Raw genomic sequence first — 17,225 nt, forward strand, 5'->3', positions numbered from 1 at the left:
GCCCGGCGGCGTCCTACTCTCACAGGGGGAAACCCCCAACTACCATCGGCGCTGAGAAGCTTAACTTCCGTGTTCGGTATGGGAACGGGTGTGACCTTCTCGCCATCGCCACCAGACTATTTGGTTTGAGGTTTTGCAATTTTGCTTCGCAAAAAGCTTTGCTCCCTCAAAACTAGATAATGTTGTAAGAAGAATTCAAGAAGAACGAATGATCTATTTGGTTAAGTCCTCGAACGATTAGTATCAGTCAGCTCCACACGTCACCGCGCTTCCACCTCTGACCTATCAACCTGATCATCTTTCAGGGTTCTTACTAGCTTGCGCTATGGGAAATCTCATCTTGAGGGGGGCTTCATGCTTAGATGCTTTCAGCACTTATCCCGTCCGCACATAGCTACCCAGCGATGCCTTTGGCAAGACAACTGGTACACCAGCGGTGCGTCCATCCCGGTCCTCTCGTACTAAGGACAGCTCCTCTCAAATTTCCTGCGCCCACGACGGATAGGGACCGAACTGTCTCACGACGTTCTGAACCCAGCTCGCGTACCGCTTTAATGGGCGAACAGCCCAACCCTTGGGACCGACTACAGCCCCAGGATGCGATGAGCCGACATCGAGGTGCCAAACCTCCCCGTCGATGTGGACTCTTGGGGGAGATAAGCCTGTTATCCCCGGGGTAGCTTTTATCCGTTGAGCGATGGCCCTTCCATGCGGAACCACCGGATCACTAAGCCCGACTTTCGTCCCTGCTCGACTTGTAGGTCTCGCAGTCAAGCTCCCTTGTGCCTTTACACTCTGCGAATGATTTCCAACCATTCTGAGGGAACCTTTGGGCGCCTCCGTTACTCTTTAGGAGGCGACCGCCCCAGTCAAACTGCCCACCTGACACTGTCTCCCGCCCCGATCAGGGGCGCGGGTTAGAATTTCAATACAGCCAGGGTAGTATCCCACCGACGCCTCCACCGAAGCTGGCGCTCCGGTTTCTCAGGCTCCTACCTATCCTGTACAAGCTGTACCAAAATTCAATATCAGGCTACAGTAAAGCTCCACGGGGTCTTTCCGTCCTGTCGCGGGTAACCTGCATCTTCACAGGTACTATAATTTCACCGAGTCTCTCGTTGAGACAGTGCCCAGATCGTTACGCCTTTCGTGCGGGTCGGAACTTACCCGACAAGGAATTTCGCTACCTTAGGACCGTTATAGTTACGGCCGCCGTTTACTGGGGCTTCGATTCAGAGCTTCGCGTGAGCTAACCCCTCCTCTTAACCTTCCAGCACCGGGCAGGCGTCAGCCCCTATACTTCGCCTTGCGGCTTCGCAGAGACCTGTGTTTTTGCTAAACAGTCGCCTGGGCCTATTCACTGCGGCTCATCCGGGCTATTCACCCAAATGAGCACCCCTTCTCCCGAAGTTACGGGGTCATTTTGCCGAGTTCCTTAACGAGAGTTCTCTCGCTCACCTTAGGATTCTCTCCTCGCCTACCTGTGTCGGTTTGCGGTACGGGCACCATTTATCTCGCTAGAGGCTTTTCTTGGCAGTGTGGAATCAGGAACTTCGGTACTAAATTTCCCTCGCTGTCACAGCTCAGCCTTCACGCAAGCGGGATTTGCCTCACTTGCAGCCTAACTGCTTAGACGCGCATATCCAACAGCGCGCTTACCCTATCCTCCTGCGTCCCCCCGTCGCTCAAACGATAAAGAGGTGGTACAGGAATATCAACCTGTTGTCCATCGCCTACGCCTTTCGGCCTCGGCTTAGGTCCCGACTAACCCTGAGAGGACGAGCCTTCCTCAGGAAACCTTAGGCATTCGGTGGATGGGATTCTCACCCATCTTTCGCTACTCATACCGGCATTCTCACTTCTAAGCGCTCCACCAGTCCTTACGGTCTAGCTTCAACGCCCTTAGAACGCTCTCCTACCACTGACATCTAAGATGTCAATCCACAGCTTCGGTGATACGTTTAGCCCCGGTACATTTTCGGCGCAGAGTCACTCGACCAGTGAGCTATTACGCACTCTTTAAATGGTGGCTGCTTCTAAGCCAACATCCTGGTTGTCTAAGCAACTCCACATCCTTTTCCACTTAACGTATACTTTGGGACCTTAGCTGGTGGTCTGGGCTGTTTCCCTTTTGACTACGGATCTTATCACTCGCAGTCTGACTCCCACGGATAAGTCTTTGGCATTCGGAGTTTGTCTGAATTCGGTAACCCGATGAGGGCCCCTAGTCCAAACAGTGCTCTACCTCCAAGACTCTTACAACGTGAGGCTAGCCCTAAAGCTATTTCGGAGAGAACCAGCTATCTCCAAGTTCGATTGGAATTTCTCCGCTACCCACACCTCATCCCCGCACTTTTCAACGTGCGTGGGTTCGGGCCTCCAGTTGGTGTTACCCAACCTTCACCCTGGACATGGGTAGATCACCTGGTTTCGGGTCTACGACCACATACTCATTCGCCCTATTCAGACTCGCTTTCGCTGCGGCTCCGTCTCTTCAACTTAACCTTGCATGTAATCGTAACTCGCCGGTTCATTCTACAAAAGGCACGCCATCACCCATAAACGGGCTCTGACTACTTGTAGGCACACGGTTTCAGGATCTCTTTCACTCCCCTTCCGGGGTGCTTTTCACCTTTCCCTCACGGTACTGGTTCACTATCGGTCACTAGGGAGTATTTAGCCTTGGGAGATGGTCCTCCCAGCTTCCGACGGGATTTCTCGTGTCCCGCCGTACTCAGGATCCACTCAGGAGGGAACGAAGTTTCAACTACAGGGTTTTTACCTTCTCTGACGGGCCTTTCCAGACCACTTCATCTACCCCGTTCCTTTGTAACTCCATGTAGAGTGTCCTACAACCCCAAGAGGCAAGCCTCTTGGTTTGGGCTATGTCCCGTTTCGCTCGCCGCTACTCAGGGAATCGCGTTTGCTTTCTCTTCCTCCGGGTACTTAGATGTTTCAGTTCCCCGGGTCTGCCTTCAATACCCTATGTATTCAGGTAAAGATACTGTTCCATTACGAACAGTGGGTTTCCCCATTCGGAAATCTCCGGATCAAAGCTTACTTACAGCTCCCCGAAGCATATCGGTGTTAGTCCCGTCCTTCATCGGCTCCTAGTGCCAAGGCATCCACCGTGCGCCCTTTCTAACTTAACCTAAAAGGTCATTTCTCTAATTGAATAGAGAGAAAACTAAAATGGCGATCACTCGGTTTTTCTTGGTTCTTCTTACTTACGATTATCTAGTTTTCAAGGAACAAAAAAGTCTTGAGGCACTTGCTCCCTCAAAACTAAACAAACAAGCTGGTCAACAGTACGAACCGTAGGTTCGCATTCCGATTGCCCTTAGGCAATATCCTTAGAAAGGAGGTGATCCAGCCGCACCTTCCGATACGGCTACCTTGTTACGACTTCACCCCAATCATCTGTCCCACCTTAGGCGGCTGGCTCCAAAAGGTTACCCCACCGACTTCGGGTGTTACAAACTCTCGTGGTGTGACGGGCGGTGTGTACAAGGCCCGGGAACGTATTCACCGCGGCATGCTGATCCGCGATTACTAGCGATTCCGGCTTCATGCAGGCGAGTTGCAGCCTGCAATCCGAACTGAGAATGGTTTTATGGGATTGGCTCGACCTCGCGGCTTCGCGACCCTTTGTTCCATCCATTGTAGCACGTGTGTAGCCCAGGTCATAAGGGGCATGATGATTTGACGTCATCCCCACCTTCCTCCGGTTTGTCACCGGCAGTCACCTTAGAGTGCCCAACTGAATGCTGGCAACTAAGATCAAGGGTTGCGCTCGTTGCGGGACTTAACCCAACATCTCACGACACGAGCTGACGACAACCATGCACCACCTGTCACTCTGTCCCCCGAAGGGGAACGCCCTATCTCTAGGGTTGTCAGAGGATGTCAAGACCTGGTAAGGTTCTTCGCGTTGCTTCGAATTAAACCACATGCTCCACCGCTTGTGCGGGCCCCCGTCAATTCCTTTGAGTTTCAGCCTTGCGGCCGTACTCCCCAGGCGGAGTGCTTAATGCGTTTGCTGCAGCACTAAAGGGCGGAAACCCTCTAACACTTAGCACTCATCGTTTACGGCGTGGACTACCAGGGTATCTAATCCTGTTCGCTCCCCACGCTTTCGCGCCTCAGCGTCAGTTACAGACCAGAGAGCCGCCTTCGCCACTGGTGTTCCTCCACATCTCTACGCATTTCACCGCTACACGTGGAATTCCGCTCTCCTCTTCTGCACTCAAGTCCCCCAGTTTCCAATGACCCTCCACGGTTGAGCCGTGGGCTTTCACATCAGACTTAAAGGACCGCCTGCGCGCGCTTTACGCCCAATAATTCCGGACAACGCTTGCCACCTACGTATTACCGCGGCTGCTGGCACGTAGTTAGCCGTGGCTTTCTGGTCAGGTACCGTCAAGGTACCGGCAGTTACTCCGATACTTGTTCTTCCCTGACAACAGAGCTTTACGACCCGAAGGCCTTCATCGCTCACGCGGCGTTGCTCCGTCAGACTTTCGTCCATTGCGGAAGATTCCCTACTGCTGCCTCCCGTAGGAGTCTGGGCCGTGTCTCAGTCCCAGTGTGGCCGATCACCCTCTCAGGTCGGCTACGCATCGTTGCCTTGGTGAGCCGTTACCTCACCAACTAGCTAATGCGCCGCGGGCCCATCTGTAAGCGACAGCCGAAACCGTCTTTCAGCTTTCCCTCATGTGGGGGAAAGGATTATCCGGTATTAGCTCCGGTTTCCCGAAGTTATCCCAGTCTTACAGGCAGGTTGCCCACGTGTTACTCACCCGTCCGCCGCTGATCTTCAAAAGCAAGCTAATGAAGATCCGCTCGACTTGCATGTATTAGGCACGCCGCCAGCGTTCGTCCTGAGCCAGGATCAAACTCTCCAAGAAAGAGTTATGAGTTAGCTCATAAAATAAAACGTTGGCTCTTGTCTTCTATAATAGAAGCAAGAATATTATTGTTTGTTGACGCTTGTTTGTTTAGTTTTCAAAGAGCAATGTTTGTTGCCGTTTCAGTGACAACTTTTAAATCTTATCATCTTCCAACCAGCTCGTCAACACTTTTTTGAAAGTCTTTTAAACAATCGATCAAGTGGAGCTGAGTTACTAATATAACACCTCAGGTGTTATCCAACAACCAGCAATAACTGGAAAAGTATGATAATGGGATTAAAAAAGACAGGGAAGTGATTCTCTGTCTTTTCGCCCGGCGGCGTCCTACTCTCACAGGGGGAAACCCCCAACTACCATCGGCGCTGAGAAGCTTAACTTCCGTGTTCGGTATGGGAACGGGTGTGACCTTCTCGCCATCGCCACCAGACTATTTGGTTTGAGGTTTTGCAATTTTGCTTCGCAAAAAGCTTTGCTCCCTCAAAACTAGATAATGTTGTAAGAAGAATTCAAGAAGAACGAATGATCTATTTGGTTAAGTCCTCGAACGATTAGTATCAGTCAGCTCCACACGTCACCGCGCTTCCACCTCTGACCTATCAACCTGATCATCTTTCAGGGTTCTTACTAGCTTGCGCTATGGGAAATCTCATCTTGAGGGGGGCTTCATGCTTAGATGCTTTCAGCACTTATCCCGTCCGCACATAGCTACCCAGCGATGCCTTTGGCAAGACAACTGGTACACCAGCGGTGCGTCCATCCCGGTCCTCTCGTACTAAGGACAGCTCCTCTCAAATTTCCTGCGCCCACGACGGATAGGGACCGAACTGTCTCACGACGTTCTGAACCCAGCTCGCGTACCGCTTTAATGGGCGAACAGCCCAACCCTTGGGACCGACTACAGCCCCAGGATGCGATGAGCCGACATCGAGGTGCCAAACCTCCCCGTCGATGTGGACTCTTGGGGGAGATAAGCCTGTTATCCCCGGGGTAGCTTTTATCCGTTGAGCGATGGCCCTTCCATGCGGAACCACCGGATCACTAAGCCCGACTTTCGTCCCTGCTCGACTTGTAGGTCTCGCAGTCAAGCTCCCTTGTGCCTTTACACTCTGCGAATGATTTCCAACCATTCTGAGGGAACCTTTGGGCGCCTCCGTTACTCTTTAGGAGGCGACCGCCCCAGTCAAACTGCCCACCTGACACTGTCTCCCGCCCCGATCAGGGGCGCGGGTTAGAATTTCAATACAGCCAGGGTAGTATCCCACCGACGCCTCCACCGAAGCTGGCGCTCCGGTTTCTCAGGCTCCTACCTATCCTGTACAAGCTGTACCAAAATTCAATATCAGGCTACAGTAAAGCTCCACGGGGTCTTTCCGTCCTGTCGCGGGTAACCTGCATCTTCACAGGTACTATAATTTCACCGAGTCTCTCGTTGAGACAGTGCCCAGATCGTTACGCCTTTCGTGCGGGTCGGAACTTACCCGACAAGGAATTTCGCTACCTTAGGACCGTTATAGTTACGGCCGCCGTTTACTGGGGCTTCGATTCAGAGCTTCGCGTGAGCTAACCCCTCCTCTTAACCTTCCAGCACCGGGCAGGCGTCAGCCCCTATACTTCGCCTTGCGGCTTCGCAGAGACCTGTGTTTTTGCTAAACAGTCGCCTGGGCCTATTCACTGCGGCTCATCCGGGCTATTCACCCAAATGAGCACCCCTTCTCCCGAAGTTACGGGGTCATTTTGCCGAGTTCCTTAACGAGAGTTCTCTCGCTCACCTTAGGATTCTCTCCTCGCCTACCTGTGTCGGTTTGCGGTACGGGCACCATTTATCTCGCTAGAGGCTTTTCTTGGCAGTGTGGAATCAGGAACTTCGGTACTAAATTTCCCTCGCTGTCACAGCTCAGCCTTCACGCAAGCGGGATTTGCCTCACTTGCAGCCTAACTGCTTAGACGCGCATATCCAACAGCGCGCTTACCCTATCCTCCTGCGTCCCCCCGTCGCTCAAACGATAAAGAGGTGGTACAGGAATATCAACCTGTTGTCCATCGCCTACGCCTTTCGGCCTCGGCTTAGGTCCCGACTAACCCTGAGAGGACGAGCCTTCCTCAGGAAACCTTAGGCATTCGGTGGATGGGATTCTCACCCATCTTTCGCTACTCATACCGGCATTCTCACTTCTAAGCGCTCCACCAGTCCTTACGGTCTAGCTTCAACGCCCTTAGAACGCTCTCCTACCACTGACATCTAAGATGTCAATCCACAGCTTCGGTGATACGTTTAGCCCCGGTACATTTTCGGCGCAGAGTCACTCGACCAGTGAGCTATTACGCACTCTTTAAATGATGGCTGCTTCTAAGCCAACATCCTGGTTGTCTAAGCAACTCCACATCCTTTTCCACTTAACGTATACTTTGGGACCTTAGCTGGTGGTCTGGGCTGTTTCCCTTTTGACTACGGATCTTATCACTCGCAGTCTGACTCCCACGGATAAGTCTTTGGCATTCGGAGTTTGTCTGAATTCGGTAACCCGATGAGGGCCCCTAGTCCAAACAGTGCTCTACCTCCAAGACTCTTACAACGTGAGGCTAGCCCTAAAGCTATTTCGGAGAGAACCAGCTATCTCCAAGTTCGATTGGAATTTCTCCGCTACCCACACCTCATCCCCGCACTTTTCAACGTGCGTGGGTTCGGGCCTCCAGTTGGTGTTACCCAACCTTCACCCTGGACATGGGTAGATCACCTGGTTTCGGGTCTACGACCACATACTCATTCGCCCTATTCAGACTCGCTTTCGCTGCGGCTCCGTCTCTTCAACTTAACCTTGCATGTAATCGTAACTCGCCGGTTCATTCTACAAAAGGCACGCCATCACCCATAAACGGGCTCTGACTACTTGTAGGCACACGGTTTCAGGATCTCTTTCACTCCCCTTCCGGGGTGCTTTTCACCTTTCCCTCACGGTACTGGTTCACTATCGGTCACTAGGGAGTATTTAGCCTTGGGAGATGGTCCTCCCAGCTTCCGACGGGATTTCTCGTGTCCCGCCGTACTCAGGATCCACTCAGGAGGGAACGAAGTTTCAACTACAGGGTTTTTACCTTCTCTGACGGGCCTTTCCAGACCACTTCATCTACCCCGTTCCTTTGTAACTCCATGTAGAGTGTCCTACAACCCCAAGAGGCAAGCCTCTTGGTTTGGGCTATGTCCCGTTTCGCTCGCCGCTACTCAGGGAATCGCGTTTGCTTTCTCTTCCTCCGGGTACTTAGATGTTTCAGTTCCCCGGGTCTGCCTTCAATACCCTATGTATTCAGGTAAAGATACTGTTCCATTACGAACAGTGGGTTTCCCCATTCGGAAATCTCCGGATCAAAGCTTACTTACAGCTCCCCGAAGCATATCGGTGTTAGTCCCGTCCTTCATCGGCTCCTAGTGCCAAGGCATCCACCGTGCGCCCTTTCTAACTTAACCTAAAAGGTCATTTCTCTAATTGAATAGAGAGAAAACTAAAATGGCGATCACTCGGTTTTTCTTGGTTCTTCTTACTTACGATTATCTAGTTTTCAAGGAACAAAAAAGTCTTGAGGCACTTGCTCCCTCAAAACTAAACAAACAAGCTGGTCAACAGTACGAACCGTAGGTTCGCATTCCGATTGCCCTTAGGCAATATCCTTAGAAAGGAGGTGATCCAGCCGCACCTTCCGATACGGCTACCTTGTTACGACTTCACCCCAATCATCTGTCCCACCTTAGGCGGCTGGCTCCAAAAGGTTACCCCACCGACTTCGGGTGTTACAAACTCTCGTGGTGTGACGGGCGGTGTGTACAAGGCCCGGGAACGTATTCACCGCGGCATGCTGATCCGCGATTACTAGCGATTCCGGCTTCATGCAGGCGAGTTGCAGCCTGCAATCCGAACTGAGAATGGTTTTATGGGATTGGCTCGACCTCGCGGCTTCGCGACCCTTTGTTCCATCCATTGTAGCACGTGTGTAGCCCAGGTCATAAGGGGCATGATGATTTGACGTCATCCCCACCTTCCTCCGGTTTGTCACCGGCAGTCACCTTAGAGTGCCCAACTGAATGCTGGCAACTAAGATCAAGGGTTGCGCTCGTTGCGGGACTTAACCCAACATCTCACGACACGAGCTGACGACAACCATGCACCACCTGTCACTCTGTCCCCCGAAGGGGAACGCCCTATCTCTAGGGTTGTCAGAGGATGTCAAGACCTGGTAAGGTTCTTCGCGTTGCTTCGAATTAAACCACATGCTCCACCGCTTGTGCGGGCCCCCGTCAATTCCTTTGAGTTTCAGCCTTGCGGCCGTACTCCCCAGGCGGAGTGCTTAATGCGTTTGCTGCAGCACTAAAGGGCGGAAACCCTCTAACACTTAGCACTCATCGTTTACGGCGTGGACTACCAGGGTATCTAATCCTGTTCGCTCCCCACGCTTTCGCGCCTCAGCGTCAGTTACAGACCAGAGAGCCGCCTTCGCCACTGGTGTTCCTCCACATCTCTACGCATTTCACCGCTACACGTGGAATTCCGCTCTCCTCTTCTGCACTCAAGTCCCCCAGTTTCCAATGACCCTCCACGGTTGAGCCGTGGGCTTTCACATCAGACTTAAAGGACCGCCTGCGCGCGCTTTACGCCCAATAATTCCGGACAACGCTTGCCACCTACGTATTACCGCGGCTGCTGGCACGTAGTTAGCCGTGGCTTTCTGGTCAGGTACCGTCAAGGTACCGGCAGTTACTCCGATACTTGTTCTTCCCTGACAACAGAGCTTTACGACCCGAAGGCCTTCATCGCTCACGCGGCGTTGCTCCGTCAGACTTTCGTCCATTGCGGAAGATTCCCTACTGCTGCCTCCCGTAGGAGTCTGGGCCGTGTCTCAGTCCCAGTGTGGCCGATCACCCTCTCAGGTCGGCTACGCATCGTTGCCTTGGTGAGCCGTTACCTCACCAACTAGCTAATGCGCCGCGGGCCCATCTGTAAGCGACAGCCGAAACCGTCTTTCAGCTTTCCCTCATGTGGGGGAAAGGATTATCCGGTATTAGCTCCGGTTTCCCGAAGTTATCCCAGTCTTACAGGCAGGTTGCCCACGTGTTACTCACCCGTCCGCCGCTGATCTTCAAAAGCAAGCTAATGAAGATCCGCTCGACTTGCATGTATTAGGCACGCCGCCAGCGTTCGTCCTGAGCCAGGATCAAACTCTCCAAGAAAGAGTTATGAGTTAGCTCATAAAATAAAACGTTGGCTCTTGTCTTCTATAATAGAAGCAAGAATATTATTGTTTGTTGACGCTTGTTTGTTTAGTTTTCAAAGAGCAATTCTTGCGCGCCGCTCAGAAGCGACTTTAATAATTTATCACGTTACAGTAATGAATGTCAACAACTTTTTTCAATTATTTTTTTTAACATCGAAATGTTGTTAACTTGTTCGCGACTGTTTCTATATACTATCATCACAACTGCCCAGAGTCAACACGTTTAAACCTTGAAATAATTGGGAAAGTTTTCGCAGGACATTTGAAGTTTACTTTTATTAATCTACATATAACAAAACAGCCAGCCCCTTCATACCGGGACTGGCTGCTTCTTTATTACTTAGATATCGTAATGATATTTTCTTCCTTCACATCTACATTGCCCTCTTTGTTGATGACAATACTCTCGCCAGCTGCGAGGTTTGTGAAGACGATCGGTGTTACGATCGAAGTGGCATGTTCCTTGATATACTCAAGATCAACCTTCAATAGCGGCTGGCCTTTTGTCACAGTATCATTTTCAGAAACAAGTGTTTCAAAGCCTTGTCCCTTCAAATTAACCGTATCAATACCAACATGGATCAGGATTTCACGTCCAGTGTCAGAAAGGATGCCGATTGCGTGCTTTGTCGGGAAAAGGTTCACGATTTTTCCGTCAACAGGAGAGACAACAGCCCCTTCAGATGGAACGATCGCAAAACCATCACCCATCATCTTGCCTGAGAATACCTGGTCAGGAACCTCAGTGATCGGCTTGATTTCACCTTTAATAGGAGAAACAATCACATCAGCACTAACATCAGCATCATGATGCGTCTGTAATGCTTCCGGGTTTACCTCTTCGATTTGCTGTTCAACTTCTGTTGCCTGGTTCGTTTCAACCGGACGAGGCTTCTTGCCGCTCATGATATCTTTCATCTGCCCCTTGATCGTTTCAGAACGAGGTCCGAAGATTGCCTGGATGTTGTTGCCGACTTCCAGAACGCCAGCTGCACCAAGCTTTTTCAAACGGTCTTTATCGACATTCTTAATGTCATTTACAGATACACGAAGACGAGTGATACATGCATCAAGGTGAGCGATATTTTCCTGACCGCCCATCGCCTCAAGTACCTGGTATGGAAGGTCTCCAGCTTTACCTTTCGCCGCACCCTCTTCTTGATCATCTTCAACTGCTTCACGGCCTGGAGTCATAAGGTTGAATTTACGGATTGCGAAACGGAATCCGAAATAGTAGATAACCGCAAATACTAAACCAACAGGAATAACTAACCATGCATTTGTCTGCGGGTTAATCAGACCAAACAGAATGTAATCAATAAGACCGCCTGAGAATGTCATACCGATTTTCACATCTAAAAGATGCATGGTCATGAAAGACAGACCGGCAAAGATTGCGTGTACTCCAAAAAGAACTGGTGCTACGAATAAGAATGAGAATTCAAGTGGTTCTGTAATACCTGTTAAGAATGAAGTCAAGGCAGCAGATACCATCAAACCGCCGACAACCACTTTTCTTTCAGGCCGAGCTTCGTGATAAATAGCCAAAGCTGCAGCCGGGAGACCGAACATCATGAACGGGAATTTACCAGTCATGAATGTACCTGCAGTTAGGTTTTGCACATTATCTGCGATTTCAGCCATGAAGATACGCTGGTCGCCGCGGACAACTTCTCCAGCCTGAGTTGTATACTGGCCGAATTCATACCAGAATGGTGAATAGAAAATGTGGTGCAATCCGAATGGAATTAATGAACGTTCAACTACACCAAAGATAAATGCTGATAGAGTCAAGTTTGCGTGTACCATGTTTTGTGAGAATGCATTCAAGCCATTTTGGATTGGAGGCCAAATGACAAGCATCGCTAAACCAAGCAAGATGGCTGTACCTGCAGTAATGATTGGAACAAAACGCTTACCTGCAAAGAATCCCAAGTAAGATGGCAATTCGATTTCATAGAATTTATTGTAAAGAGCAGCGGCAATGATCCCGACGATGATACCTCCAAATACTCCTGTCTGAAGGGTAGGGACACCAAGAATACTTGCGTAATTCAGTCCGTTAACATCTTCTGGAGTGATTTGTAATACAGTACCCATTGTCACGTTCATGATTAGGTAACCGATAATCGCTGCCAGACCGGCAACCCCTTCACCGCCAGCCAAACCAACAGCTACACCAACCGCGAATAGGAGCGGCAGGTTCCCGAAGACAATGTCCCCGGCTTTTTGCATGACTGCAGCAACCATATCGACGCCGCTGTTATCTAAAAATGGAGCAAGCTCCAGCAAAGCAGGGTTACGAAGCGCAGCACCAAGAGCAAGCAGGATGCCTGCTGCTGGAAGCAGTGCAACTGGAAGCATAAGCGCTTTACCTACTTTTTGAAGAACACCAAAAGCTTTCTTAAACATAGGAATACCTCCTGAATTTTTTTCTCTTAAAGCGGTTACAAACATTAAAAAAACAAATAAAAAAGGCATGAGAAAAGATGTAGTGAAAGAAGCATACGGATATATTACCCATAAAACTCCATTTCAATTACATTCTTTACTCATGCCTGATCGAATCAGTAACACGTAAAAAATCATAACCTATTTAACTTTTTTCTGAAGCCTTTGCAAATGCATTGTAAGGTACACGGCTTCAGCATCGCATACTTGTTTTTTCAAAGTCTGCTGCATCACTTTAATGAGTTTCCACGAAAGATTGTAGCATAAAGGATATTCTTCTTTCAAGAGGGCTGCAAATTTTTCTGGTTCATCAACCTTCTCGCCATTATTGACTCTTTCAATCGTGAAACGTATATGGCGCACGAGTCTTGTATAATCGATACCTTCTTTATCAATTACTATATCCAAATTTTCTTCGATCATCTGTACCAATTTTGTCACAAGCTGCGAGTGAATGTTGACTTCGGATAGATTGCGATTCATTACGGCGCTGTGAATATGGAGAGCGACAAAGCCGATTTCCCCATCCGGAAGCTCAATCCCTGACTTCTCTTTAATGAGCCGGACAACTTCTTTTGCGATTTCGAATTCAGTTGGATACAGCGTCTTTGTTTCAACCAAAAACGGATTCTTGAATTCCATTCCTTTTGCGATCCTGTTTACCGCAAACATTAAGTGATCCGTCAAGGCGACATGAATATGTTCGTTCAGCTGGCTGCCTGTCCGTTTTTTGATTAACTCAATAGAAGAAATGATTGATTCGTGCAGGTCATTTTCGACAAAAGGCAAAAGCTTGATATAGTTTGCCTGTTCTTTTTCATCCTTAAGGACGAACATTTTCTCTGCCTGCCCCTCTTCGATCAGGTCTCCCTTTTTCCGGTTGAAGCCGATGCCTTTTCCGATCAGGATGACTTCCCCGAATGTTGGATGGTCAGCAATCATGACATTATTATTCAAACCTTTTTTTACTTCGATTTTGTCCATGCTGAATCCCCGTTTCAACTTGTTTCTATGGGAATATCGTATATAAGGGAGATTTAGAAGTCAATCCGAAGCATTTAACAGCCACTCTTCAATTTTTGGCAAAAAAAAGATCCAGCGGTAGCCGCTGGACCTAATCGTCTATTCAGTTAAAAACACAAAGTAAAGAACAAAAATCACGAAGAACAGATACATGATCGGATGAACTTCTTTTGTGCGTCCTTTTACCATCATCGTAATCGGGTAAAAAATGAACCCGGCTGCGATACCTGTTGCAATGCTGGACGACAGCGGCATTGAAATCATTGTCAGGAATGAAGGAACTGCGATTTCAAAGCGGCCCCACTCAATTTTACCAAGAGAAGAAACCATCAGGACACCGACAATGATCAATGCCGGAGCTGTTACCGCTGATGTCACGACTGACAACACCGGGAAGAAGAACAGAGCTAGCAGGAAGAATCCAGCTGTGACAAGAGAAGCGAATCCGCTTCGGGCTCCTGAAGCGACGCCTGCAGAAGATTCAATATACGATGTTGTTGTCGATGTACCAAAGATGGAACCAACAAGGGATGCGATTGAATCTGCAAACAGAGCACGGCCCGCACGAGGCAGCTTGTTGTCTTTCATCAGGCCAGCCTGGTTGGCAACCGCAACGAGTGTACCCGCGTTATCAAAGAAGTCAACGAACAGGAATGTCAAAATGATTCCGAGCATTGTCGCTGTATAAAAAGATGGATCGCCGAATGCGGTGAACACTGCTCCGAATGTTGGGGCAACGCTTGGAACTGCTCCGACTACTTGTTTTGGTGTATCAATTAGATTGAAAACCATACCGACAATGACAGTTAATATGATTCCGAAGAATACTGCACCGTGAATGCCTCTTGTCAGCATGATAACTGTAACCAAAAGGCCGAATAGAGCAAGCAATGTATTGCCGTTTGTCAAATCGCCAAGTCCGACAAGTGTTGCCGGGTTGTCAACGATGATTCCTGCATTTTTCAGGCCGATGAATGTGATGAACAAACCAATACCCGCTCCGACGGCGTGCTTGAGTTCAACCGGAATGGCATTGATCAATTTTTCACGCCAGCCGGAAATGGTGAGCAGCAGGAAGAATACGCTGGAAATGAAGACTGCAGCCAATGCATGCTGCCATGGTGCACCGTGGCTTAAAACAACACTGTAAGCAAAGAACGCATTCAAGCCCATTCCCGGGGCAAGGGCTATTGGATACTTGCCGAGCAAGCCCATGATAATGGAGCCAATTGCAGCTGCAAGTGCCGTTGCTACGAATACAGCGCCGTAATCCATTCTCATGGCATCTGGCAGGTCTTTAACATCTGCCAATGTAAGTGTGAGCGGGTTAACGACAAGGATGTATGCCATCGCAAGGAACGTGGTCATCCCGCCGATGAATTCACGACGATAATTCGTGCCAAGCTTTTCAAACTCAAAATATTTCTTCATATGTTCTTTTCCCCCTGAATAGAATTCGGGGAAATACGGCCAAAAAGAAAACGCCTCGGGATACCGGGGCGTTGACTAACAGGCAATAAAATAAGACCCTGGCAGCAATTAAAATGATAGATTGCGAGCCAGTGATTTATATACCTCGTAGTCAAGCCATTTACGGTAGCTCGGTAGAAACTTTTGGGCCATATCCCCAAGATTATACGACGAATTATGACAAATTATTAAGTTCAGTTTTATTCTAACAGGACTTTTGCCCCTCGTCAATAAAAAAACGAACATTATTCATGTTCGTTTTTAAATCGTTCGTATTTTACTCCCATTCAATGGTTGCAGGCGGCTTGCTCGTGATGTCATAGACTACCCGGTTCACATGGTTTACTTCATTCACAAGCCTAGTGGAGATGATTTCAAGAACGTCCCATGGAATCCTAGCCCAGTCAGATGTCATTCCATCTATGGACGTTACTGCGCGGATTCCGATTGTGTAATCGTATGTTCTCGCATCACCCATGACCCCGACACTGCGGATATCAGGCAGGACGGTGAAATACTGCCAGATGTCACGGTCCAGTCCGGCTTTCTTGATTTCGTCCCGGAGGATGGCATCTGATTCCCGAACAATCTCCAATTTTTCTTCAGAAATTGCACCGAGGACACGGATGCCGAGTCCAGGGCCAGGGAATGGCTGGCGCCAGACGACTTCATCAGGTATGCCAAGCTCTGTTCCAAGAGCACGGACTTCATCCTTAAATAATGTATTCAATGGCTCGATCAATTTGAACTGCATATCCTCAGGCAATCCGCCGACGTTGTGGTGGGACTTGATTGTCTGCGCTGTCGCCGTTCCGCTTTCGATAATATCCGTATACAATGTTCCCTGTGCGAGAAATTCAATACCCTCAAGCTTTTCCGCTTCATCATCGAATACATAAATGAATTCATTGCCGATGATTTTGCGCTTCTGCTCTGGATCGGAAATACCCTCAAGCTTGCTTAGGAAGCGATCCTTGGCATCAACCTTGATGACATTCATGTTGAAACCGTCGGCGAATGTTTTCATGACACCTTCAGCTTCGTCTTTTCGCAGCAAGCCGTGGTCGACGAAGATACATGTCAGCTGGTCACCGATTGCTTTATGGATCAAGACAGCAACTACAGAAGAATCAACACCGCCGCTAAGCGCACAAAGGACTTTTTTGTCTCCAACCAGCTGGCGGATTTTCTCCATCTCGATTTCGATGAAGTTTTCCATCGACCAATCGCCTTTACACTCACACACTTTAAAGACAAAGTTTTTCAGAAGGTCATTCCCATAGATGGAATGGCGTACTTCCGGGTGGAATTGGACCGCGTATAGTTTGCGACTTTCATCACTCATCGCTGCAATCGGGCAGGATGGATTGATTCCTTCCACCGTGAATCCTGGGGGAGACATCGTAACCAGATCCCCATGGCTCATCCAGACAACCTGTTCTCCTGGTGTTCCTCCAAATAAAGCATTTTGATTATGCAGCGTCAGCAAAGCTTTTCCGTACTCACGGTGCTTCGCCTTCTCGACCTTCCCGCCGAAATGCATCGTCATCAGCTGCATTCCATAACAAATTCCAAGGATCGGCAAACCCAGTTCGAAAATTTCTTCATCACAGCGGAACGCCCCTTCATCATAAACACTGTTCGGGCCGCCCGAGAAAATGATTCCTTTAGGGTTCATTTCCTTGATTTCCGCAGCTGTGATCGTATGCGGATGAAGTTCACTGTACACGCCAAATTCCCTGATCCTTCTTGTGATCAGCTGGTTATACTGGCTGCCAAAGTCTAAAACAATAATCATTTCCTGGTCTTGAAGCTCGGTTTTCATAAAGTCACCTCAATTAAAATATAAAAGCGGAAATGCCTGGTCGGTTTCAATTAAACCTTTTTTCGTATGTATCTTATTATGGCTAATTTCCACGTTTTCACTGCATTAAAAAAAGCCAGAATTCTCCCTTCAAAAAAGAAAGCAGAATTCCAGCTCTGGACGAACGAAAGAACCTGCCTTCATAGTCAAATCATTTCCGGTGATTTGGTAGATACTTTCGAACCTTATTATCGAGGATATATGAAGGATTATTCTATATAGTTTCAGCCATTGTATCAGTATAA

4 protein-coding genes, 6 rRNA genes and 2 riboswitches are annotated in these 17,225 nt (G+C 49.0%); all 10 genes read right to left on the minus strand.

Annotated features, from left to right (window positions below):
* Positions 1-116: ribosomal RNA gene (gene rrf / locus ACXAEA_RS00005) — 5S ribosomal RNA — on the minus strand.
* Positions 117-217: 101 nt separating this feature from the next.
* Positions 218-3,152, minus strand: a 23S ribosomal RNA gene (locus ACXAEA_RS00010).
* Positions 3,153-3,357: 205 nt separating this feature from the next.
* Positions 3,358-4,907, minus strand: a 16S ribosomal RNA gene (locus ACXAEA_RS00015).
* Positions 4,908-5,221: 314 nt separating this feature from the next.
* Positions 5,222-5,337: ribosomal RNA gene (gene rrf / locus ACXAEA_RS00020) — 5S ribosomal RNA — on the minus strand.
* 101 nt (positions 5,338-5,438) lie between these two features.
* A 23S ribosomal RNA gene (locus ACXAEA_RS00025) occupies positions 5,439-8,373 on the minus strand.
* A gap of 205 nt (positions 8,374-8,578) precedes the next feature.
* Positions 8,579-10,128: ribosomal RNA gene (locus ACXAEA_RS00030) — 16S ribosomal RNA — on the minus strand.
* Together the 16S, 23S and 5S rRNA genes form the textbook arrangement of a ribosomal RNA operon.
* A gap of 380 nt (positions 10,129-10,508) precedes the next feature.
* The gene (gene ptsG / locus ACXAEA_RS00035) at positions 10,509-12,584 is read right to left on the minus strand and encodes a glucose-specific PTS transporter subunit IIBC (RefSeq protein ID WP_475093984.1); all 2,076 of its coding nucleotides are present in this window, start codon (positions 12,582-12,584) and stop codon (positions 10,509-10,511) included.
* A gap of 180 nt (positions 12,585-12,764) precedes the next feature.
* A complete protein-coding gene (gene glcT, locus ACXAEA_RS00040; protein WP_475093985.1) occupies positions 12,765-13,607 on the minus strand; it encodes a glucose PTS transporter transcription antiterminator GlcT in 843 nt (280 codons plus the stop codon).
* A gap of 138 nt (positions 13,608-13,745) precedes the next feature.
* Entirely contained in the window at positions 13,746-15,077 is a 1,332-nt protein-coding gene (locus ACXAEA_RS00045; protein ID WP_475093986.1) for an NCS2 family permease, read from the minus strand.
* A 128-nt stretch (positions 15,078-15,205) separates the two neighbouring features.
* A riboswitch (purine riboswitch) is annotated at positions 15,206-15,307 on the minus strand.
* An 86-nt stretch (positions 15,308-15,393) separates the two neighbouring features.
* Positions 15,394-16,941: a glutamine-hydrolyzing GMP synthase gene (guaA, locus tag ACXAEA_RS00050; protein WP_475093987.1), complete on the minus strand. Its 1,548-nt coding sequence runs from the start codon at positions 16,939-16,941 to the stop codon at positions 15,394-15,396.
* 162 nt (positions 16,942-17,103) lie between these two features.
* Positions 17,104-17,205: riboswitch (purine riboswitch) on the minus strand.
* Positions 17,206-17,225: the final 20 nt, after the last annotated feature.

The sequence above is a fragment of the Mesobacillus sp. ABV4_180 genome, from assembly GCF_056158485.1.